14 protein-coding genes, 4 tRNA genes and 8 pseudogenes are annotated in these 19034 nt (G+C 69.7%); 16 read left to right on the top strand and 10 right to left on the bottom strand.

Going from position 1 to position 19034, the window contains the following annotated elements; genetic code table 11:
* Positions 1-112 precede the first annotated feature (112 nt).
* Positions 113-1416 (top strand): annotated as a pseudogene (locus L2X98_RS00005) (IS30 family transposase).
* A 126-nt stretch (positions 1417-1542) separates the two neighbouring features.
* Positions 1543-3500 (top strand): annotated as a pseudogene (dxs, locus tag L2X98_RS00010) (1-deoxy-D-xylulose-5-phosphate synthase).
* A 34-nt stretch (positions 3501-3534) separates the two neighbouring features.
* Here dxs and L2X98_RS00015 read toward each other — a convergent pair.
* A complete protein-coding gene (locus L2X98_RS00015; RefSeq protein ID WP_259611952.1) occupies positions 3535-4005 on the bottom strand; it encodes a hypothetical protein in 471 nt (156 codons plus the stop codon).
* A gap of 97 nt (positions 4006-4102) precedes the next feature.
* Here L2X98_RS00015 and L2X98_RS00020 point away from each other — a divergent pair, with 97 nt between their 5' ends.
* Both L2X98_RS00020 and L2X98_RS00025 read left to right on the top strand, forming a co-directional pair.
* On the top strand, positions 4103-4372 hold the full coding sequence (locus tag L2X98_RS00020; RefSeq protein WP_259611953.1) for a hypothetical protein: 270 nt from the start codon (positions 4103-4105) through the stop codon (positions 4370-4372).
* On the top strand, positions 4372-4569 hold the full coding sequence (locus L2X98_RS00025) for a hypothetical protein (protein ID WP_259611954.1): 198 nt from the start codon (positions 4372-4374) through the stop codon (positions 4567-4569). The genes L2X98_RS00020 and L2X98_RS00025 overlap by 1 nt, the downstream gene beginning before the upstream one ends.
* Before the next feature lie 9 nt (positions 4570-4578).
* Here the strand turns inward: L2X98_RS00025 and L2X98_RS00030 are convergent.
* The 4 genes and pseudogenes from L2X98_RS00030 to L2X98_RS00045 form a co-directional block, all read right to left on the bottom strand.
* Positions 4579-6745 (bottom strand): annotated as a pseudogene (locus L2X98_RS00030) (3-hydroxyacyl-CoA dehydrogenase NAD-binding domain-containing protein).
* Positions 6746-6750: 5 nt separating this feature from the next.
* Complete coding sequence (locus tag L2X98_RS00035; protein WP_259611955.1) at positions 6751-7956, bottom strand: thiolase family protein; 1206 nt, start codon at positions 7954-7956, stop codon at positions 6751-6753.
* Between the two features lie 73 nt (positions 7957-8029).
* Positions 8030-9227, bottom strand: a pseudogene (locus L2X98_RS00040) (HRDC domain-containing protein).
* Positions 9220-9798 (bottom strand): DUF3000 domain-containing protein, encoded by a 579-nt coding sequence (locus L2X98_RS00045; protein WP_259611956.1) that lies wholly within the window; start codon positions 9796-9798, stop codon positions 9220-9222. The pseudogene L2X98_RS00040 and the gene L2X98_RS00045 overlap by 8 nt, the downstream one beginning before the upstream one ends.
* A gap of 157 nt (positions 9799-9955) precedes the next feature.
* Between L2X98_RS00045 and L2X98_RS22580 the strand changes: the two are divergent.
* From L2X98_RS22580 to L2X98_RS19525, 3 genes and pseudogenes are all read left to right on the top strand, one after another.
* A pseudogene (locus L2X98_RS22580) lies at positions 9956-10153 on the top strand (DUF8805 domain-containing protein); the annotation flags it as partial.
* A 232-nt stretch (positions 10154-10385) separates the two neighbouring features.
* Positions 10386-10658, top strand: a pseudogene (locus L2X98_RS19520) (alpha/beta hydrolase); the annotation flags it as partial.
* Between the two features lie 49 nt (positions 10659-10707).
* Entirely contained in the window at positions 10708-11037 is a 330-nt protein-coding gene (locus L2X98_RS19525; RefSeq protein WP_354003092.1) for an alpha/beta hydrolase family protein, read from the top strand.
* Here the strand turns inward: L2X98_RS19525 and L2X98_RS00055 are convergent.
* Both L2X98_RS00055 and L2X98_RS00060 read right to left on the bottom strand, forming a co-directional pair.
* Entirely contained in the window at positions 11034-11480 is a 447-nt protein-coding gene (locus tag L2X98_RS00055; RefSeq protein ID WP_259611957.1) for a SufE family protein, read from the bottom strand. The two genes, L2X98_RS19525 and L2X98_RS00055, sit on opposite strands and share 4 nt — an antisense overlap.
* Before the next feature lie 22 nt (positions 11481-11502).
* Positions 11503-12407, bottom strand: a pseudogene (locus L2X98_RS00060) (sulfurtransferase).
* Between the two features lie 214 nt (positions 12408-12621).
* On the opposite strand from L2X98_RS00060, the pseudogene zapE (L2X98_RS19530) reads away from it, so the two are divergent.
* From zapE (L2X98_RS19530) to L2X98_RS00085, 6 genes and pseudogenes are all read left to right on the top strand, one after another.
* Positions 12622-13176 (top strand): annotated as a pseudogene (gene zapE / locus L2X98_RS19530) (AFG1/ZapE family ATPase); the annotation flags it as partial.
* A gap of 91 nt (positions 13177-13267) precedes the next feature.
* On the top strand, positions 13268-13588 hold the full coding sequence (gene zapE, locus L2X98_RS19535; protein WP_354003087.1) for an AFG1/ZapE family ATPase: 321 nt from the start codon (positions 13268-13270) through the stop codon (positions 13586-13588).
* A gap of 97 nt (positions 13589-13685) precedes the next feature.
* On the top strand, positions 13686-14993 hold the full coding sequence (locus L2X98_RS00070; RefSeq protein ID WP_259611959.1) for an ammonium transporter: 1308 nt from the start codon (positions 13686-13688) through the stop codon (positions 14991-14993).
* A 22-nt stretch (positions 14994-15015) separates the two neighbouring features.
* On the top strand, positions 15016-15633 hold the full coding sequence (locus tag L2X98_RS00075; protein ID WP_259611960.1) for a type II toxin-antitoxin system PemK/MazF family toxin: 618 nt from the start codon (positions 15016-15018) through the stop codon (positions 15631-15633).
* Between the two features lie 52 nt (positions 15634-15685).
* Positions 15686-16378, top strand: coding sequence for a TetR/AcrR family transcriptional regulator (locus tag L2X98_RS00080; protein WP_259611961.1), 693 nt, complete (start codon positions 15686-15688; stop codon positions 16376-16378).
* Complete coding sequence (locus L2X98_RS00085) at positions 16375-17346, top strand: aldo/keto reductase (protein WP_259611962.1); 972 nt, start codon at positions 16375-16377, stop codon at positions 17344-17346. The genes L2X98_RS00080 and L2X98_RS00085 overlap by 4 nt, the downstream gene beginning before the upstream one ends.
* Positions 17347-17406: 60 nt before the next feature.
* Here L2X98_RS00085 and L2X98_RS00090 read toward each other — a convergent pair.
* A tRNA-Val gene (locus tag L2X98_RS00090) sits at positions 17407-17479 on the bottom strand.
* A gap of 147 nt (positions 17480-17626) precedes the next feature.
* Here L2X98_RS00090 and L2X98_RS00095 point away from each other — a divergent pair.
* The 3 genes from L2X98_RS00095 to L2X98_RS00105 all read left to right on the top strand — a co-directional run bounded on the left by L2X98_RS00095 (position 17627) and on the right by L2X98_RS00105 (position 17950).
* A tRNA-Gly gene (locus L2X98_RS00095) sits at positions 17627-17698 on the top strand.
* Between the two features lie 66 nt (positions 17699-17764).
* Positions 17765-17838: transfer RNA gene (locus L2X98_RS00100), tRNA-Cys, on the top strand.
* A gap of 39 nt (positions 17839-17877) precedes the next feature.
* Positions 17878-17950, top strand: a tRNA-Val gene (locus L2X98_RS00105).
* A 36-nt stretch (positions 17951-17986) separates the two neighbouring features.
* On the opposite strand, the gene L2X98_RS00110 is transcribed toward L2X98_RS00105, so the two are convergent.
* Together L2X98_RS00110 and L2X98_RS00115 are read right to left on the bottom strand one after the other, a co-directional pair.
* On the bottom strand, positions 17987-18655 hold the full coding sequence (locus L2X98_RS00110; protein WP_259611963.1) for a response regulator: 669 nt from the start codon (positions 18653-18655) through the stop codon (positions 17987-17989).
* A complete protein-coding gene (locus L2X98_RS00115; protein ID WP_259611964.1) occupies positions 18652-18810 on the bottom strand; it encodes an ATP-binding protein in 159 nt (52 codons plus the stop codon). Before L2X98_RS00115 ends, L2X98_RS00110 begins: the two co-directional genes overlap by 4 nt.
* Positions 18811-19034 lie beyond the last annotated feature (224 nt).

A 19034-nucleotide genomic window follows, 5' to 3' on the forward strand; every position in this document is an offset into this window, starting at 1 on the left:
CCCGCAACACCCTGGATTTCAGGGGGTTGCGGGGATCGTGGTTTCTGAGGGTTTGAAGGAGAAGTTCTTCGAGGTCTTCGACAGCGTGGGTAATACGTCGCTCGCAGCGGGCATGGTGGGTGTGAACCGACATACCGCGGCGGGGTGGGTGCGGAAGGCAGGGCGACGGGCGTCGGGTGTCGGCGGCCGCCCGCCGCACCCGGGGCGGGCGGAGTATGAGCGGCTTCGGCGTGACGGCGTCACACGCCGGGATGCTGCTCAACGGGTCGGTGTCCACCTGCGCACAGCGAGAGACTGGGACCACGGCGTCCGTAGGTCGAACAATGCGCGAATCTATCCCGATGGGCGCCGGATCGACTACAACACCGGTGTGACCTCTCTTGTCGTTCCGGGCCAGTCGCCGTCGCTCGCGGTTGTCGAAGCGGTGTTGCATCCGCGGTTCCTCACGATCACCGAACGTGAGCAGATCGCTGATCTGCACCGTCACGGCGCCTCGTTGCGGGCGATCGGGCGGCAGCTGGGCCGGCCCGCGTCGACGATCAAACGCGAGATCGACGCGCACGGCACGGGTGGTGCGTATCGGCCACATGCGGCGCACCGTACATGGGCGGGTAGCCGGGCCCGCCCGAAGCCGTCGAAACTCGCGCAGCACGGTCGGCTGCGCGACTATGTTGCGGGGAAGCTGCAATTGCAGTGGTCGCCGGAGCAGATCCGCAACTCTCTGATCAAGGAGTTCCCCGACGACGAGGGCATGCGGGTGAGCACGGAGACGATCTACCAGGCGATCTACGTCCAAGCCCGTGGTGGGCTACGCCGCGAGGTCGCGGACGCGTTGCGCACCAGACGCACCCGAAGGAAACCGCATAAGCGGCCGGATCAGCGCACGTCCCGGTTCGTGGACGAGATGGTGATGATCTCGGACCGACCGGCGGAGATCGATGACCGGGCCGTGCCCGGGCATTGGGAGGGCGATCTGATCGTCGGCACCCGGTCGGAGTCCGCGATCGTGACGCTCGTGGAACGCACCACCCGGTATGTGATGCTCGGGCACCTGCCCGGCGGACACACCGCAGAAGAGGTCCGTGATGTCCTGGTCCCGTTGATCGGCACCCTGCCGGAGCACCTGCGCGGATCGTTGACATGGGATCAGGGCTCGAGATGGCCGCACACAAGCAGTTCAGCGTCGCGACCGGGGTCCCGGTCTACTTCTGCGACCCGCACTCGCCCTGGCAGCGCGGTTCGAATGAGAACACCAACGGACGCCTGCGCCAGTACTTCCCCAAAGGCACCGATCTATCGGTATTCGGTCCCGAGGACCTCGAGAACGTCGCACACCGGCTCAACAGCCGACCACGCAAAACGCTCGACTGGGATACCCCAGCCGAGCGTTTGCGTGATCTACTGACAACCAGCTAAGTCATCAGGTGTTGCGAGGACCCCTGGAATCTGCCTCGGACGGCGGGGCCTTTCCTTTCGAGTCCCCGAGCCTCGCGGTCTAAACTTGTCCGGGACCCGCCGCCCGGCGGGGTCGGGGAGGCGACGATGGCGATTCTGCCCACGATCTCGGAGCCCCGAGACCTGGATGCGCTCAGCCCGGCGCAGCTCACCCAGCTGGCCGCCGAGATCCGCGCGTTCCTGATCGAGAACGTAGCCCGCACCGGCGGGCATCTGGGTCCGAACCTGGGCGTGGTCGAACTCACGATCGCGCTGCACCGCGTCTTCGACTCGCCGAACGACCCGATCGTGTTCGACACCGGGCACCAGTCGTACGTGCACAAGCTGCTCACCGGCCGGCAGGACTTCTCCGCCCTGCGTGCCCGCGGCGGCATCGCCGGCTACCCGCAGCGCACCGAGAGCCCGCACGACGTGGTCGAGTCCTCGCACGCGTCCAGCTCGCTCAGCTGGGCCGACGGCATCTCGCGCGCCTTCGCCCGCACCGGCCGGCGCGACCGGCACGTGGTCGCCGTCGTGGGCGACGGCGCCCTCACCGGCGGGATGACCTGGGAGGCGCTGAACAACATCTCGGACGACAACGATCGCAACCTGGTCATCGTCGTCAACGACAACGGACGCTCCTACGCGCCCACCATCGGCGGCATGGCCCGCTACCTGAACCGGATCCGCACGGCGCAGACGTACCGGCAGCTCGACGAGCGCTCCCAGCACCTGTTCCACCGGTTCGGGCCGGCCGGTCGGGCCATGCATCGTGGGCTTGCGCGGCGGCACCCGCGGGTTCCTGTCCCGCTTCACCGGAAACCAGGCGCTGTACTCGAACCTCGACATCAAGTACCTCGGGCCGGTGGACGGGCACGACATCCCCGCCCTGGTGGAGACTCTGCGCCTGGCCAAGCAGTACGGAGCACCGGTGATCGTGCACACGATCACCGAGAAGGGCCGCGGCTACGGCCCGGCACTGCACGACGAGGCGGACCAGTTCCATGCGGTCGGCCGGATCGATCCGCGCACCGGTGAGGCGCTCGGCGGAGCCGCCGCCACGAGCTGGACCGATGCGTTCGCCAGCGAGCTCGTCGGCATCGGTGCCGAGCGGAACGACGTGGTCGCGGTCACCGCCGCGATGCTCCGCCCGACGGGTCTGCTGCCGTTCGCCCAGCGATTCCCCGATCGCGTGCACGACGTGGGGATCGCCGAGCAGCACGCCGTCGCGTCGGCCGCGGGTCTCGCGTACGGGGGCCTGCATCCGGTCGTCGCGATGTACGCCACGTTCGTCGGGCGCGCGTTCGATCAGATGCTGATGGACGTCGGCCTGCACCGCGCGGGAGTGACGTTCGTGCTGGACCGGGCGGGCGTGACCGGTCCGGACGGTCCCAGTCACCACGGCATCTGGGACCTCGCCTCACTGCAGATCGTGCCGGGGATCCGGATCGCAGCACCCCGGGACGCCGCCCGGCTTGCGCGAGGAGCTGCGCGAGGCCGTGGCCGTCGGCGACGCCCCGACGGTCCTGCGGTTCCCGAAGGGATCGGTGGCCGCAGACCTTCCAGCCCTGGAGCGGCTGGAGGACGGCGTCGACGTGCTGTCGCGCGGCGAGACCTCGGACGTGCTGCTGATCGGCATCGGACCGATGGCCCATCTGGCGATGGATGTCGCCGACAGGCTCCGGGCGCAGGGCATCGGCGCCACCGTCATCGACCCCCGCTGGGCGATCCCCGTCCCGCCGTCGGTCGCGCAGCTGGCGGCATCCCACCGCCTGGTGATCACGATCGAGGACGGCATCCGCGTCGGCGGCATCGGCACGCGCGTGCGGCAGGTGCTCCGCGAGGCCGGGGTGGACACGGCGGTGGATGAGCTGGGGCTGCCGGACGAGTTCATCCCGCACGCGTCGCGGGAGCAGATCCTGGCCGATGCGGGGCTGACGGCGGCCAAGATCGCGCAGGACGTCGTGGCGCAGGTGCTCGGCACGCGCATCCCGATCGCGCGGCCGCCGCTTCTCGACGACGCCGCGGCCGTGGACTGGGCGCGGGTGCCGCGCAGCGGCGACTGACGCGCGGGCGGGCACTTCTGCGGCTGTCAGCGGATCAGCGCCGTGCCCGCCGCACGGCCCGCCACCACCCGAAGACGACGGATGCCGCGCAGATCGCCATGGTGACGCCGACGAACCACCAGGCGCCCAGGAGGTCGATGAACGAGGCACCGGACGCGACGACGAACACCGCGCAGGCGGCGAGGCCGATCGCGGCGCCGAACGTCGCATAGATCGCAGCGTGGATGCGCAGATCGGCGATCGATTCCAATCGGCGCGCCAGGACCGCGACCACGGGGAGGAGGAGCAGGGCAGCGAGGCCCGCCACCACTCCGCCGATCGCGGCGGCGACGGGGAGCGCGATCACGAGCAGGCTCGTCTGTCCGAACGTCCCCCATCCGGGTCGCGGTCCGGCAATGAGGTCTCCGACGATGGTGGCCATGGCGACGGCGAAGAGCATGAGGGTGACGAACGCCAGCCACGCCACCCACGCGCCGTGCCAGAGCTCGCGGCGCGTGAACGCCATCGGGCGCTCTGAGGCGCGGACCCCTGCACTCATCCCGGTCTCGATCCCCGCGTCACGGCCTTGATCCTAGCGTCACGGCCTTCGATACGGTGGAGTCATGCGCTCTCGCTCGCCGGTGCCCGGCATCTTCATCGGTATCGGCGGCGTCGTGCTGGCAGCCTGGATCGCGTTCGGGCGCGCGCTGTTCGGCATCGCCGGAGAGCTCACGCTCGTGTACGCGCTGACCCTCGGAGTGATCTACGCCGTGCTGCAGGTGTTCCTCGGACGGTCAGTGGCGCGCACCGCGCAAGCGGGGACACCGGCTGCGCGGGGCGACACTGGGCACGCTGTTCGCCTCGTGGGGCTTGCGCGGTGCTCCTGGGCCTGATGATCCCCGATGTCACGCCGGACGGCCTGCAGACGATCCTCACCGGGGCGGCCGAGCCCGGACGCGGCATCGCCATCGGGTTCGCGAACCCGCTCGGCGTGATCATGCTCGTTCTCGCGGTCATCGCGCTGGTGCTGGCCACCGGCGACGCGAAGGGACGCGCGGACGCGCCGCGCGTCGAAGAGGACGAGTACTGACCAGCCCCCTCACAGGCCGCGGATGACCGGGTGGTGGAAGGTGTCACCGGTCACGCGCTGGGACGCGCCTTCGCGGTCGAGGTAGACCGACGCGCCGCCGTCGATGAACGGCCAGCCGGCGCCGAGGATGAGACACAGGTCGATGTCCTCGACCTCGGGCACCACGCCCTCGTCGAGCATCAGCCGGACCTCGTGCGCGAGCCCGTCCTGCACGCGGCGCAGGATCTTGTCTTCGGATGCCGGAGTCTGGCCGACGGCGCCCTTGAGCACCTTCTGGGCAGGCCTTGCTCCAGCCGGTGACCCGCCCGGACTTGTCCTTCTCCACGACCTCGGCAGCTCGGCCAGCTGGTGGAAGTTCTCGGAGGCGAAGAACCGCTCCGGGAAGGCGTGCGCCATGGTGTCCTGGACGTGCGCGGCGACCTTCCACCCGACCAGGTCGATGAGCTGGAACGGCGTCATGGGCAGCCCCAGGGGCCCGAACGCCTTCTCCACGGTCAGCAGCGGCGTCCCCTCGTAGACGGCGCGGGCCGCCTCGCCCATCACCTTCGCCAGCAGACGGTTGACCACGAATCCGGGCGCGTCGGCGGTGAGCACCGCGTTCTTGCCCAGTCCGCGCGCCACCACGAATGCCGTCGAGAGCGCGGCATCCGTCGTCGAGTCGGTCTTCACGACCTCGATCAGCGGCATCACCGCCACCGGGTTGAAGAAGTGGAAGCCGACCAGCCGCTCGGGGTGGGCCAGCTTCGATCCGATCTCGGCGACGGACAGCGACGAGGTGTTCGTGGCCAGGATCGCGTCCTCGGCGATGATCTGCTCGATCTCGCCGAACACCTGCTGCTCGACGCCGACCTCTTCGAACACGGCCTCGATCACGAAGTCGCAGTCGGCGTACTCGCTCTTGTCGGTCGTGCCGTGGACGAGGCCGCGCAGCTTGTTCGCGGTGTCGGAGTCGATCCGGCCCTTCGCCGCCAGCTTGTCGATCTCGTCGTTGATGTAGGCGAGGCCCTTGTCCACGCGCGCCTGGTCCAGGTCGGTGATCAGCACCGGCACCTGCAGCTTGCGCACGAACAGCAGCGCGAACTGGCTGGCCATCAGGCCGGCGCCGATGACGCCGACCTTGGTGACCTTGCGCGCGAGCTCCTTGTCGGGGGCGCCCACGGGACGCTTGGCGCGCTTCTGCACGAGGTCGAAGGCATACATGGATGCCGCGAACTGGTCGCCGGTCACCAGCTCGGCGAGCGCCTCGTCCTCACGGGCGAACCCCTCCGCCCTGTCCTTGGGCGAGGTGCCGCTGCGGGCCTTCTCGAGCAGTTCGAGGGCGACATAGGGGGAGCGGGGCATCGTGCCGATGCGGCTCTCCAGCATGCCCCGGGCCATCTTGATCGCGACCGGCCACTTCACCGACCGCTCGATGCGCCCCGGCTCGTTCTTGCGCTCGACCTTGATCGTGCCGTTGAGCACTCCGTCGGCCCACCGCAGCGAGTCCTCGAGGAAGTTGGCGGGCGGGAAGATGGCGTCGAAGATGCCGTATTCGAAGGCCCGCTGCGGCTTCAGCATCCGGTTCTGCTTGAGCGGGTTCGAGATGACGACCTCGAGGGCGTTCTCGATGCCGATGAGGTTCGGCAGCAGGTACGAGCCGCCCCAGCCGGGGATGATGCCGAGGAAGACCTCGGGCAGGGCGATCGCGGCGGCCGAGGAGTCGACCGTGCGGTAGGCGGAGTTCAGGGCGATCTCCAGTCCACCGCCCAGCGCGAGGCCGTTCACGAACGCGAAGGCGGGCACGCCCAGCTCGCCGAGCATCGCGAACACCTGGTGCCCGCGCTTGCGCGATGAGCTTCGCGTTGGCCTTCGATCCGACCTTGGAGATGTCGGACAGGTCGGCGCCGGCGGCCATGATGTATTGCTTGCCGGTGATGCCGACGGCCTGGATCTCGCCCGCCGCGGCACGCCGCTGAGCCCGGTGAGCGTCGTGTGCGAGCTCGGTCAGGGTGCCCGGCCCCACGGTGTTGGGCCGGCGGTGATCGCGGCCGTTGTCCAGCGTGATCAGGGCGAGCGTGCCGCCCGAGGGCAGGCGCACGTCCTGCACGGGGGAGTGCGTGATGACCTCGTCGACGGCGAAGGCGTCCAGCGGGGTGAAGTCGATGGCGGCGTACTGCTCGGAGACAGGATTCGTCATGTCGGTCACTTCTTCTTCTTGCCGTCGTAGTTCGGGTTCTCCCAGATGACCGAGCCGCCCTGGCCCAGGCCCACGCACATCGCGGTCAGGCCGTAGCGCACGTCCGGACGCTCGGCGAATTGGGCCGCGAGTTGGATCATCAGTCGCACGCCGCTGGCGGCGAGGGGATGCCCGAGGGCGATCGCGCCGCCCCACTGGTTCACGCGCGGGTCGTCGTCGGCGATGCCGAAGTGGTCCAGCAGCGAGATGACCTGGATCGCGAACGCCTCGTTCAGCTCGAACAGGCCGATGTCACCGATCGACAGCCCCGCCTTGCGCAGCGCCTTCTCGGTCGAGGGGATCGGACCGATGCCCATGATCTCGGGGGCGACGCCGGCGAACGCGAACGAGACCATCCGCATCTTCGGCGCCAGCGAGAACTCCTTGACCGCGGACCCGCCGGCCAGCAGCGACATGGTCGCCCCGTCGGTCAGCGGCGACGACGTGCCGGCCGTGACGCGGCCGTGCGGCCGGAACGGCGTCTTCAGTCCGGCGAGGTCCTCCATCGTGGTGCCGGGCCGTCGGCCCTCGTCCTCGGTGGCCAGACCCCAGGCGCCGGAGGCGTCCCTGGTGGCCACGCTGACCAGGTCGGGCTGGAACCGGCCGGCGTCGTATGCGGCCTGTGCCTTGTGCTGGCTGAGCATGCCGAACCGGTCGGCGCGCTCCTTGGTCAGGTGCGGGAACCGGTCGTGGATGCGCTCGGCCGTCACGCCCATGTTCAGCGCGGCCGGGTCGACGAGCTTCTCGGCGACGAAGCGCGGGTTCGGATCGGCGTTGGCGCCGATCGGGTGGTGGCCCATGTGCTCCACCCCGCCGGCGAGGGCGAAGTCGTACATGCCGGTGCCGATGGACGCGGACATCAGCGCGACGCTGGTCATCGCCCCCGCGCACATGCGGTCGATCGCAAGGCCCGGCACCGACTGCGGGAGCCCGGCCAGGAGTCCGACCGTGCGGCCCAGGGTCAGTCCCTGGTCGCCGGTCTGGCTGGTCGCGGCCACGGCGACGTCGTCGATCCGATCCGCCGGGACGCCGGGGTTGCGCTCCATCACGCCGATGGTCGCCTTCACGGCCAGGTCATCGGCGCGGGTGTTCCAGTACATGCCTTTCTCGCCCGCGCGCCCGAACGGGGTGCGCATGCCATCGACGAAGAAGACGTCCGAGAGCTCGGCCACTCTGCCTCCAAAAGTAGGGAATGGCCTCAGCCTAAGCGGCGCATGAGGGCGGTCGGAATCGGGTGTGCCGAACCTACGAAGCGGCCTCGGAGGGGTCCTCGGCCACTTGCACGGATGCGACAAAGGCATCCGCGATGATCTGTGCCGTCTGTCCAATCTGCCACGGGCGCGCGCCCAGCTCGGCGAGGGTGGCGGAGATGGCGTCGAGCGTGGGCGACTCGGGCGGCTGCCAGGCGAGGCGGCGCAAGCAGTTCGGGGGTGAGGAGGTTCTCGGTCGGCATGTGCAGCTCTTCGGCCCGAGCCTCGACGGCGGGGCGCGCCGCCTTCAGACGCCGGTCGGCGGCCGGGTTGCGATCGTGCCAGGCGCGCACCGGCGGAAGCCCATCACCGTGCACGCGCTCCAACGGAAGGTCGGTCGCGGCGCGCCCGCGCACGATGGCGTCCCACCAGCGATCCAGCTGCGTACGGCTGGCGCGTCCGGTGAACTCCTTCAACGCCGCCAGCTCGCCCTTGCTGCCCGGGTCCGCACGGACCGCGGCCACGAGAGCGCGATCCGGGACGAGCCGGCCGGGCGAGACATCCTGCCCGCGCGCATATTCCTCGCGGGTCGTCCACAGCTCCCGGGCGATCGCGAACGCGCGGCGCCCGCGGACGGTGTGCAGTCCGCTCAGGCGCCGCCAGGGATCCTCGCGCGGAGGCTTGGGCAGTCGGACCAGCTCGGCGGCGAACTCCTGGGCCGCGAACTCCTCTTTGTCCTGGTCGGCCAGCTCGGCGGCCAGCGCATCGCGGACGTCGATCAGATGCAGCACGTCCAGCGCGGCGTACTCGAGCCACGGCTGGGGGAGCGGCCGGGTGGACCAGTCCGCGGCGGAATGCTCCTTGGCCAGCTCGATGCCGAGGGTGTCGGCGACGACGGCGCCGAGCCCGACGTGGTCGTGGCCGAGCAGGCGGGCGGCCAGTTCGGTGTCGAAGATGACCGGGGGCAGCAGGTCCAGCTCGCGCAGCGACGGAAGATCCTGGCTGGCCGCATGCAGGACCCACTCCTCGTGTCCGATCGCCGCCTGCAGCGGCGTGAAGTCGCCGATCGCGGGCGGGTCGAACAGGAACACGCCGGCACCGCGGCGGAACACCTGGATCAGATAGGCGCGCTGCGAGTACCGATAGCCGGATGCCCGCTCCACGTCGACCGCGATCGGCCCGGTCCCCGCGGCCAGCGCATCCGCCGCCTGCCGCAGCGCGTCGCCGTCGCTGAGCACGTCGTAGTCAGTCACGCATCGTCCTCCGCGCTGTGAACACCTCGATCCCTTCCGACCCCGGCGGGAGGCCTGCGAGCATGCAGACAAGTTCCGCCCAGGCCTGCACATGCCCCGACATGTCGCCCTCCGGAGACCAGGAGGCCCGCAGCTCGATCTGCGAGCCGTCGCCCTCCGCCGCCAGCGAGCCGAAGCCGCGCGACAGGGTCTTGGTCGCCGTGCCCGCCACCGCGTGGTGTCCGGCGTGGCGCGATGCGAGCGCATCCACCAGCCAGGACCAGGCGACGTCGGCCAGGAGCGGATCGCTCCCGATCTCGGGCTCCAGCGGAGCCTGTGCGAAAGTCACGATACGCCATGGACCCTGCCAGGCGTCCGGCTCGTCCGCATCGTGCAGCAGCACGAACCGGCCGGTGCCGTACAGCGATTCGCCGTCCTCGCCGGGGCGCACGTCCGCGGCCAGGGCGAACGCGTCCGGAGCCAGGCCGGTCGGTGCCGGGATCTCGCGAACCACCAGGTCGGAGCGGAACGTCGCCTCCCGCAGCTGCGCGGTGGCGCGCGGGAACGGCGTCGATTCTCGGGGGTGTGCCACGGCGACAGACTAGAGTGAAGGCTCGATGATGCCCTCCAGGCGCGCCGCACGCAGCGGCGCCTCACCCCTCCTCCGCTCCGGACTGCGCGCAAGCCGCAGCGCCTCGCTGCCCGGGCTGGGCGTGACCCTCGCCGCCTGGGGACTGCTGTCGATCCGGATGGCGCGCAAGGTGGTGACGCCGAGCGCGCGCGTCCCGGACACCACGATCGTCGGGTTGGACGTGCCGTCGCAGACGATCACCCTGCGCCGCACGGCCGACACCGAGCTGCCCGGTCAGTACGGCCTGTTCACGTCCGGGACCGAGTCGTACGTCAAGGTGGGCACGGTGCTCAGCGCCGACTCGTCGACCGTGAAGCGCAAGCTGCTGACCGAGATCGGGTCGGAGTCGCGACTGGCCGCCGAGGCGGCGTTCAGCGGCTGGTATTTCGACGCGCCCGAGGCAGGTCGAGCTGCCGTTCCGCGCCGAGCTGGTCGGCTCGCCGCTCGGTCCGTGCCCGGCGTGGCTGTTCCCGGGCGCCGAGGATGCCGACACCTGGGTCATCCAGATCCACGGACGCGGCACGCGGCGGCAGGAGTGCCTGCGTGCGGTGCCCGTGCTGAACGCGCTCGGCTTCCCGGTGCTGGTCGTCTCCTACCGCAACGACGGCGACGCTCCCCGCAGCCGCGACGGCCGCTACGGGCTGGGCGCGACGGAATGGCGCGATGTGGATGCCGCGGTCGGCTTCGCGCTGCGCCGAGGCGCGCAGCGGGTGATCCTGATGGGCTGGTCGATGGGCGGTGCTATCGCCCTGCAGCTCGAGCTCGGCTCGGTGCATCGTGACGCGATCGCCGGGATCATCCTGGAATCGCCGGTGGTGGACTGGCGCGCCGTGCTGAGCTACCAGGCCCAGCTGCTCGCTGCCCGAGCCGGTGTCGGACCTGGCGATGGGAGCGCTGCAGTCCGAGTGGGCCACGGGGCTGACCGGCACGCGGGCGATCTCGCTGGATCGGCTGGACATCGTGGCCCGGGCCGCCGAGCTGCGGCATCCGATCCTCATCCTGCACAGTGACGACGACGGATTCGTGCCGTCCGGGGCGTCGCACCGGCTGGCCGCCGCCCGCCCGGACCTCGTCCGGCTGGAGAGCTTCCAGGTCGCGCGGCACACCAAGCTGTGGAATTACGACCCGCAGCGATGGAGCGACACGATCCGCACGTGGCTGGCCGACATGGGGCTGTCGGCCGTCGCCGGATCGCGCTAGCCGGCGATCGCCGTGAGCGCCCGCACCTGACGCTGCGCACGCACCAGCATCCCGGTCATCCCGGCCAGGCGCAGCGGCGAGACCGCGCGGGTCAGACCGAGGCTCTGCGGGTAGTCGCCCGGGATCGCCAGGACCTCCGCGGCCGACAGCCCGGTGATCCCCTGGACGAGGATGCTGGCGAACCCGCGCGTGGTGGGAGCCTCCGGCGGTGCCGTGGCGTGCATCGCGACCGTGCGGTCCGCATCCACCTCGAGGGCGATGAACACCGGAGACTGGCATTCGCTCACGCGCTCGTACAGCTCCGGATGGTCCTGGTAGCGCTCGGGGACGGCCGGCAGCTCGTGCGAGAACTCCAGGAGCAGCTGGAGGCGCTCCGACTCCTCGAGTTCGAGGAATTCGTCGCGGATCTCGGCGAGCGTGTCGGGAAGCTGTGGCTGGGTCATCCCCGCCATTCTCCCACGCCGGTCAGCGGGCGGCCGGCGCGGACCCGGGTTCGGCGCCGGAGGCCACGGGCACCCGGACCAGCGAGCCCCACTCGGTCCACGAGCCGTCGTAGTTGCGCACGTCCGGGAAGCCGAGCAGGTGCTGGAGCACGAACCAGGTGTGGCTGGAGCGCTCCCCGATCCGGCAGTAGGCGATGATCGGGTCGGCGTCCTTCAGGCCCAGCTCTTCGCGGTACACGGCCTCGAGCTCGGCCCGCGGCTTGAAGGTGCCGTCGTCGGCGACCGCCCGCTTCCACGGCACGCTGCGTGCGGTGGGGATGTGGCCGGCGCGCAGGGCGCCCTCCTCGGGATAGTCGGGGGCGCTGGTGCGCTCGCCCGCGTACTCCTCGGGGAGCGCACGTCGATCAGCGGGTTGCCGAAGTGCGCCAGGACGTCTTCGCGGAAGGCGCGCAGCGTGCTGTCGTCGCGTTCCACGATCGGATACTCGACGGGCTCGCGCACCGTGCGCTCGGTGGTGATCGGGCGCCCCTGCGAGATCCACAGGTCGCGGCCGCCGTCCAGCAGCCGCACGTCCTCGTGGCCGAACAGCGAGAACACCCACAGGGCGTACGCGGCCCACCAGTTGTTCTTGTCGCCGTAGATGATCACGGTGTCATCGCGCGCGATCCCCTTGCGCGAGAGCAGGCGGGCGAAGCCCTCGCCGTCGAGGTAGTCCCGCACCACCGGGTCGTTCAGCTCGGTGTGCCAGTCCACCTTCACCGCGCCCGGAATGTGGCCGGTCTCATACAGGAGCACATCCTCGTCGGATTCCACGACCACCAGGCCCGGTTCACCCAGCCGCTCCTGGAGCCAGTCGGCGGTCACCAGGCGCGCCGGATCGGCGTACTCGGCGAACTTGGCGGATGACGTGTCGAGCGCAACGGGCACGGGAGTCTCCTCAGATCAGGCGATGTGGTGGTGACGGCGTAGGGTGGATGCCGTCTGATTCGACATTAGCCGCCTGTTCGGGCGTCGTCCCCGTTCTTTCACACTCCGTCATGTTCGGCCGCCTTCGGACATGCCCGCCCCGCAGGAGCCGCCGCCCGTGACCACCGGAATCGTGCATCTCACCGACCGTCTGCCGCAGGTGACGGGACCCGAGATGGTCGCAGCCCTCGTTCCGCCGCCGCAGTTCCGCGAGGCCACCTTCGACTCGTACCGCCCCGACCCGGCATACCCGTCCCAGCTGGAGGCGAAGGAGAAGCTGGCCGCGTTCAGCAATCCGACGGCGGCCGCCGGCAAGGGCGGACTGTTCCGTCGCGCGAAGAAGGCCCCGCCGACCAAGCCCGGCGTGTATCTGGACGGCGGGTTCGGCGTCGGCAAGACGCACCTGCTGGCGAGCCGTGTACCACGCGATGCCCGCGGCGCGGAAATACTTCGGCTCGTTCATCGAGTACACGGCCCTGGTCGGGGCCCTGGGGTATCAGAAGACCGTGGACCTGTTCCGGGGTTCGGCAGCTTGCCGTGCATCGACGAGTTCGAGCTGGACGACCCGGGCGACACGATGGTGATGACCCGCCTGCTCGGCGAGCTCGTCGCCACGGGCACGCGGCTGGCCGCGACATCCAACACGCCCCCGAATGCCCTCGGCGAGGGACGCTTCGCCGCGCAGGACTTCCTGCGCGAGATCCAGGCCATGGCCGATGCGTTCGAGACCATCCGGATCGACGGCACCGACTACCGGCAGCGGGCCGTGGACGGCGCGGCCGTCGTGCTGGGCGAGACGGACTACGAGCGGACGATCGCGGATGCCGCGGCATCCGGGGTCGTGTCGGACGACGCGTTCACGGGGCTGGTCGCGCATCTCGCACGGGTGCACCCGTCGCGGTACATCCGGCTCATCGACGGCGTCGACGAGATCGGACTGCGCGACGTCGTGCAAGCTGGACGACCAGTCCGAGGCGCTGCGGCTGGTCGCCTTCATCGACCGCGCGTACGACGCGCAGATCCCGATCCGCGCCAGCGGGCATGCGCTCAGCGACGCGTTCAGTGCAGAGATGCTGGCCGGCGGCTATCGGAAGAAGTATCTTCGGGCCGTCTCGCGGCTGATCGCGCTGACGGCGTCCTGACCGCCGAAACCTGATGTTCACATTCGGCCGGGTGCTGTAACACCCGCGAAACGAACCGCGGCGCCGGCGGAAACGTGCCGGCCCCAGACTGTCCGGCATGGACAGCGGAAACCTCTCGTGGTACATCGTGGCGACGGCCCTTGTACTGCTCATGACGCCGGGCGTGGCGTTCTTCTACGGCGGACTGGTGCGGGCCAAGAGCGTCGTCAGCATGATGATGATGAGCTTCGGGGCGATGGGCCTGGTCGCCGTGCTGTGGATCCTCTACGGGTTCAGCATGCAGAACGTGTCCACCGGGTGGGTCGGCTTCATCGGCAACCCGTTCGCCGACTTCGGGCTGGCCGACCTCGCGTCCGGAGCGAGTTCGAACGTCGACCTGGTGGGCGTGGCGTTCGGCGCGACGTTCGCCATCATCACGGTCGCCCTGATCTCGGGCGCGATCGCCGATCGCGCGAAGTTCGGGTCGTGGATGCTGTTCGTCCTGCTGTTCGTCACGCTCGACTACTTCCTGGTCGCGGGGTGGGTGTGGAACCCGTCCGGGTGGATCGCCTCGCTGGGCACCCACCTCGGGCTGAGCACCAACGTCATCGACTATGCGGGCGGCACGGCGGTGCACATCAACGCCGGCGCAGCGGCCCTGGCGCTGGCGCTCGTGCTGGGCAAGCGCGTCGGGTTCAGCAAGCAGATGAACCGGCCGCACAACGTGCCGCTCGTGCTGCTGGGCGCGGCGCTGCTGTGGTTCGGCTGGTTCGGCTTCAACGGCGGCGCCGCCGCCGCCGGTGACGGCATCGCCGCCGCCGGGTCGCCGATCGGCCTCATCACGATCAACACGCTCGGCGCGACCGCCGCGGCGATCCTCGGGTGGCTGCTGATCGAGCGGATCACCGGGCGCAAGCCGACGTCGGTGGGGGCCGCATCCGGCGCCGTGGCCGGGCTGGTGGCGATCACGCCGGCCTGTGCGAACCTCACCCCCGGCTGGTCTCTGGTTCTCGGGCTGCTGGCCGGCGTGGTGTGCGCCAAGGCGGTCGAGCTGAAGTACCTGCTGCGGATCGACGATTCGCTCGACGTCGTGGGCGTCCACCTGGTCGGCGGCCTGCTGGGCACCATCTACCTCGGCTTCTTCGCGACCGGCACCGGCCTGTTCACCGGCGGCAACGCCGACCAGCTGATCGTGCAGGTGATCGCCGCGCTGTCGGTGATGGTCTTCTCCTTCGGCATCTCGTGGCTGATCGGCTGGGCCATCCAGAAGACGATGGGTTTCCGCATCCGCAGCGAAGACGAGCTGGCCGGGGTGGACACCGTGGTGCACGGCGAGAGCGGCTACGAGTTCCCCGACGAGGGGATCAGCACCGGACCGGTCCCGGTGCAGGCCCCGACCCGGGAGCCGGAGAAGGTTCTCAGCTGACACCGACGGATAGGGTGGCCGGATGAGCGCTGCCCCCGGCATCCTGCCCCGCCTGCTCGGACTGCTGCGCCCGTCCGCGCGCTCCACCGCTCGACGCCGTCCCAGCCCTCGGGGGTCGGACGGCGTCGAGCCGTCTCCGGGAGGCGCGGGACCCGCGGCCACCGTCGAGATCGCACCGCCGGGACGCGACGGGGTGCGCATCACCTATGCGCCGGCGACGGACGGCGACCCCGACGCGGGCGAGATCGTCTGGACGTGGGTGCCCTATCAGGAGCGGGACGGGCGGGGAAAGGACCGACCCGTGCTGGTGATCGGACGGCACGACGCCGACAGCGTCTATGCCGTGAAGCTGACCAGCAGATCGCACGACGGCGACCGCGACTTCCTGTCGATCGGCTCGGGTCCCTGGGACGTGCAGGGGCGAGAGTCGTGGGTGGACATCGATCAGGTCTACCTCGTCCACCACGACGGGATGCGCCGCGAGGCGGCCGCGCTGGACGGCGCGCGGTTCGCGCGAGTCGCCGCGGTGCTCGCATCAGCGCTATGGGTGGGTCGTGGCGGTCTGAGATCGGATGCAGAGTGCTCGGGATCCTGGAGCCTCCGGCCTGTGAACACGGTGTTGGCTATATCGGCGATCTAGTCGCCCTTCCCTGATATACCATCGGTATATGGACTCGGGTAAAGAGCGTCTGATGGCAGCGGCGCGTTCGCTGCTCGTTGAGCATCCGCGTCGCGAGCCGAGCACTCGGGAGCTGTATGAGGCGGCCGGTGTGGCGGCGCCCACGCTGTACCACCACTTCGGAGACAAGGACGGTCTGCTGCAGGCTGTCATTGAGGAGGCCTTCGCCGCCTACCTGGAGCGCAAGCGCGCCGTCCCTCGCTCCGGCGATCTGCTGGTCGATTTCGCGGCGGGCTGGGAGATGCATGTCGGCTTCGGCGTGGAGAACCCGGTGCTGTACGCGCTCATGCATGACCGCGAGGAGGGTCGCAGTGCCACTCGTACGGCGCAGATCGCCGAGGAGCAGCTGCGCCTCGGCTTGGAGACGCTCGCCGAGGCGGGACTGCTCCGCATGGACGTGGACGAGGCGGTCGCGATGACGATGGCGATGGCGATCGGATGCGTCACCCAGCTCAATCGCCGTGGCGGAACCGCCACCGGGCCACTGGCGCGCTCGATGTGCACGGCCTTGATGGCCGAGCTCACCGGCCACTGTTCAGAGCCCGCTGACGCCGGCCAGGCCGCCCGATTGGTGCTTGCCAGGCTCAGCTCCGCCTCGGAGCTGTTCACCTCGGCCGAGGAAGCCCTGCTGCGGCAGTGGTTGCGCACCCTGACCGAACACTCTTCTCCAATGCGGAACGCTCGAGAGGAAGGACGAGACGAATGAACAGTTCGACCACCGAGGATGTCGCAGCCACGCACCTGTTGGGAGGCCGAGATCGTGTGCCGCGCCTCGGGTACGGCGCCATGCGGCTGGCCGGTCCCGGGGTGATCGGGTTGCCCGACGACGTCACCGGTGCGATCGAGATCCTGCGACAAGCCGTGGAGAAAGGGGTGCGGTTCTTCGACACCGCCAACGCCTACGGTCCTCGCACGGTCAATCAGCTCATCGGACGTGCGCTGAGCCCGTTCGCTGACGACGTCGTCATCGGGAACAAGGTCGGTGCGTGGCGCGGCCCCGCCGGCGAATGGCTGACCGAAAGCCGGCCAGAGACCGTGCGAACCCAGGTCGAAGACGCTCTGCTCGATATGCGCACCGAGTCCAGTGCGCTCACCTACCTCCGCCTCTGGGGCGACAGCCAGGCCCCGGCGAACACGCCGGCCGAGGAAGTGCCGCTGGAGGAATCGCTCGGCGCCCTCATCGAGCTGCGCGAGGAGGGCAAGATCCGCCATATCGGACTGTCCGGCGCCTCTCCCGAGATGCTGGAGCGCGCACAGCAGATGACGACGATCGCCGCAGTGCAGAATCGCTTCAACCTGATCGACCGAAGCGGCATCGAGGTTCTGACAGCCTGCGAACGCGACGGCATCGCATTCGTGCCCTACTTTCCCCTCGCCTCCGGTGCGCTCGGCGAACCTGACGCACTCACGCAGCCGGCTCGGCGACTGGACGTCCGCCCATCCACGGTCGCTCTGGCCTGGCTGCTTCGGCGTTCACCGGTGATCATCCCGATCCCCGGCACCAGATCGTCGGAGCATCTGGCCGACAACGTCCGCGCGGCCGAGATCGCGCCACATCTCACCGATGAAGAGATCCGGGTGCTGACCGCAGTCGACGACGAAGGCTCCGCGACACTGAACACGATGTCGAGGCAGATGGTCGACGCCCTGACACGTCGTCGCGCGTCCGTCTGAGCCGGCAGCGGCGAGGATGCTCAACCCGCTGATGTCGCGGTGTGAACATCCGATATTCGGTGGGCGATGCCGGACTCGAACCGACGACCTCTTCCGTGTGAAGGAAGCGCGCTACCAGCTGCGCCAATCGCCCATGACCCGTGGGGCCGAGTACCGATGTTACCCGATCTGTGAGCCCGCTTCGAACCGCCCGCACGGAACACGCGCGGGCGCCCGGTGGTTTGGTGCAGCCGCCGGAATCAGCTAGAGTTTTCCATGCGCCGGAGAGATCCGGAGCAATGCGGATGTAGCGCAGTGGTAGCGCATCACCTTGCCAAGGTGAGGGTCGCGAGTTCGAATCTCGTCATCCGCTCGAGTGCGGGGGTCTTTCCCGGAAGACCACGCCGTGGTGTTCGAACCCCATGGTTTTGATCCACACGGTGGCGTGGCCGAGAGGCTAGGCACCGGCCTGCAAAGCCGTTTACACGGGTTCGAATCCCGTCGCCACCTCCACTCCCGGTTCCGGCCGGACAAGTGAACAGCCCGTTGTGGGCGCGATTGGCGCAAGCGGTAGCGCGCTTCCCTGACACGGAAGAGGTCACTGGTTCGATCCCAGTATCGCGCACGAGGAAAACCCGCGGAATCCCGCGGGTTTTCTGCGTCACGAATCGTCCCACTCCCGGGTCGGCGTGACGAGCCCGGTCTCGTAGGCGAAGACCACCGCGTGAATGCGATCGGGCAGCCCGAGCTTGGCCAGCACCCGGGCGACGTGCGTCTTCACGGTCGTCTCGGCGATGAACAGGCGAGCGCCGATCTCGGCGTTGCCCAGACCCCTGCCGACGAGCCGGAGGACGTCGAGCTCGCGCGCGGTGAGCGCTCGCACGGAATCGGCCGTACCGCCCGGCGGAGGTCGGCGAGCATATTCGGCAATGAGACGCGCGGTCACGGCGGGAGCCAGCAGCACGTCGCCGCGTGCCACCGAGCGCACCGCGTGGACCAGGTCGGCGCGCCCGACGTCCTTCAGGAGAAAGCCGCTGGCGCCGGCCCGGATCGCATCGTAGACGTACTCGTCGAGATCGAAGGTGGTCAGGATCAGCACCCGCGACCGTTGCCCGCTGGCCACGATCTGGCGGGTGGCCTCGATGCCATCGAGCACCGGCATCCGCACGTCCATGAGGATGACGTCCGGCGCGTGTGCGCGTACCCCCTCGACGGCCTCGCGTCCGTCGACGGCGACCGCGACGACGTCGAGGTCGTCCTCGGCTTCGAGCATCGTCGCGAGTCCATCGCGCACCAGCACCTGGTCGTCGGCCACGAGAACCCGGATCACAGCACCTCCAACGGCAGCCGTGCCGCGACGACGAACTCGCCTGGCCGATCGGTGCGGATCTCGACGGTGCCCCCGAATGCGGCGGCACGTTCGCGCATGCCGGCGATGCCGTGGCCGGCCACCGGCGGCGCGGCGCCGGCGCACCGGTTGCTCACGGTCAGGGCGAGTGCGTGGGGTGGTGCGCACCCGGACGGCGGCATCGGGCCCCGAGCCGTGGGCCAAGGCGTTCGTGAGCGCCTGCTGCACGATCCGATAGGCCGCCAGATCCACTCCCGCCGGAATCGACACCTCCGGGCCGTCGCGATCCAGGCGCACCACCAGCCCCGCCTCACCGATTTCGCGGACGAGGTCACCGAGGTCTCCGAGCCCGCGCTGCGGC

This window comes from Microbacterium elymi (genome assembly GCF_021582895.2).
Classification (GTDB): Bacteria; Actinomycetota; Actinomycetes; order Actinomycetales; family Microbacteriaceae; genus Microbacterium; species Microbacterium humicola.

Coding starts and splice junctions, on each gene's coding strand:
- zapE (WP_354003087.1), top strand. CDS start 13,268: ATGCCGCGGCATCCGGGGTCGTGTCGGACGACGCGTTCACGGGGCTGG.
- L2X98_RS00020 (WP_259611953.1), top strand. CDS start 4,103: ATGCGCTCTCGCTCGCCGGTGCCCGGCATCTTCATCGGTATCGGCGGC.
- L2X98_RS00070 (WP_259611959.1), top strand. CDS start 13,686: ATGGACAGCGGAAACCTCTCGTGGTACATCGTGGCGACGGCCCTTGTA.
- L2X98_RS00055 (WP_259611957.1), bottom strand. CDS start 11,480: ATGACCCAGCCACAGCTTCCCGACACGCTCGCCGAGATCCGCGACGAA.
- L2X98_RS00025 (WP_259611954.1), top strand. CDS start 4,372: ATGATCCCCGATGTCACGCCGGACGGCCTGCAGACGATCCTCACCGGG.
- L2X98_RS00085 (WP_259611962.1), top strand. CDS start 16,375: ATGAACAGTTCGACCACCGAGGATGTCGCAGCCACGCACCTGTTGGGA.
- L2X98_RS00080 (WP_259611961.1), top strand. CDS start 15,686: ATGGCAGCGGCGCGTTCGCTGCTCGTTGAGCATCCGCGTCGCGAGCCG.
- L2X98_RS00015 (WP_259611952.1), bottom strand. CDS start 4,005: ATGGCGTTCACGCGCCGCGAGCTCTGGCACGGCGCGTGGGTGGCGTGG.
- L2X98_RS00075 (WP_259611960.1), top strand. CDS start 15,016: ATGAGCGCTGCCCCCGGCATCCTGCCCCGCCTGCTCGGACTGCTGCGC.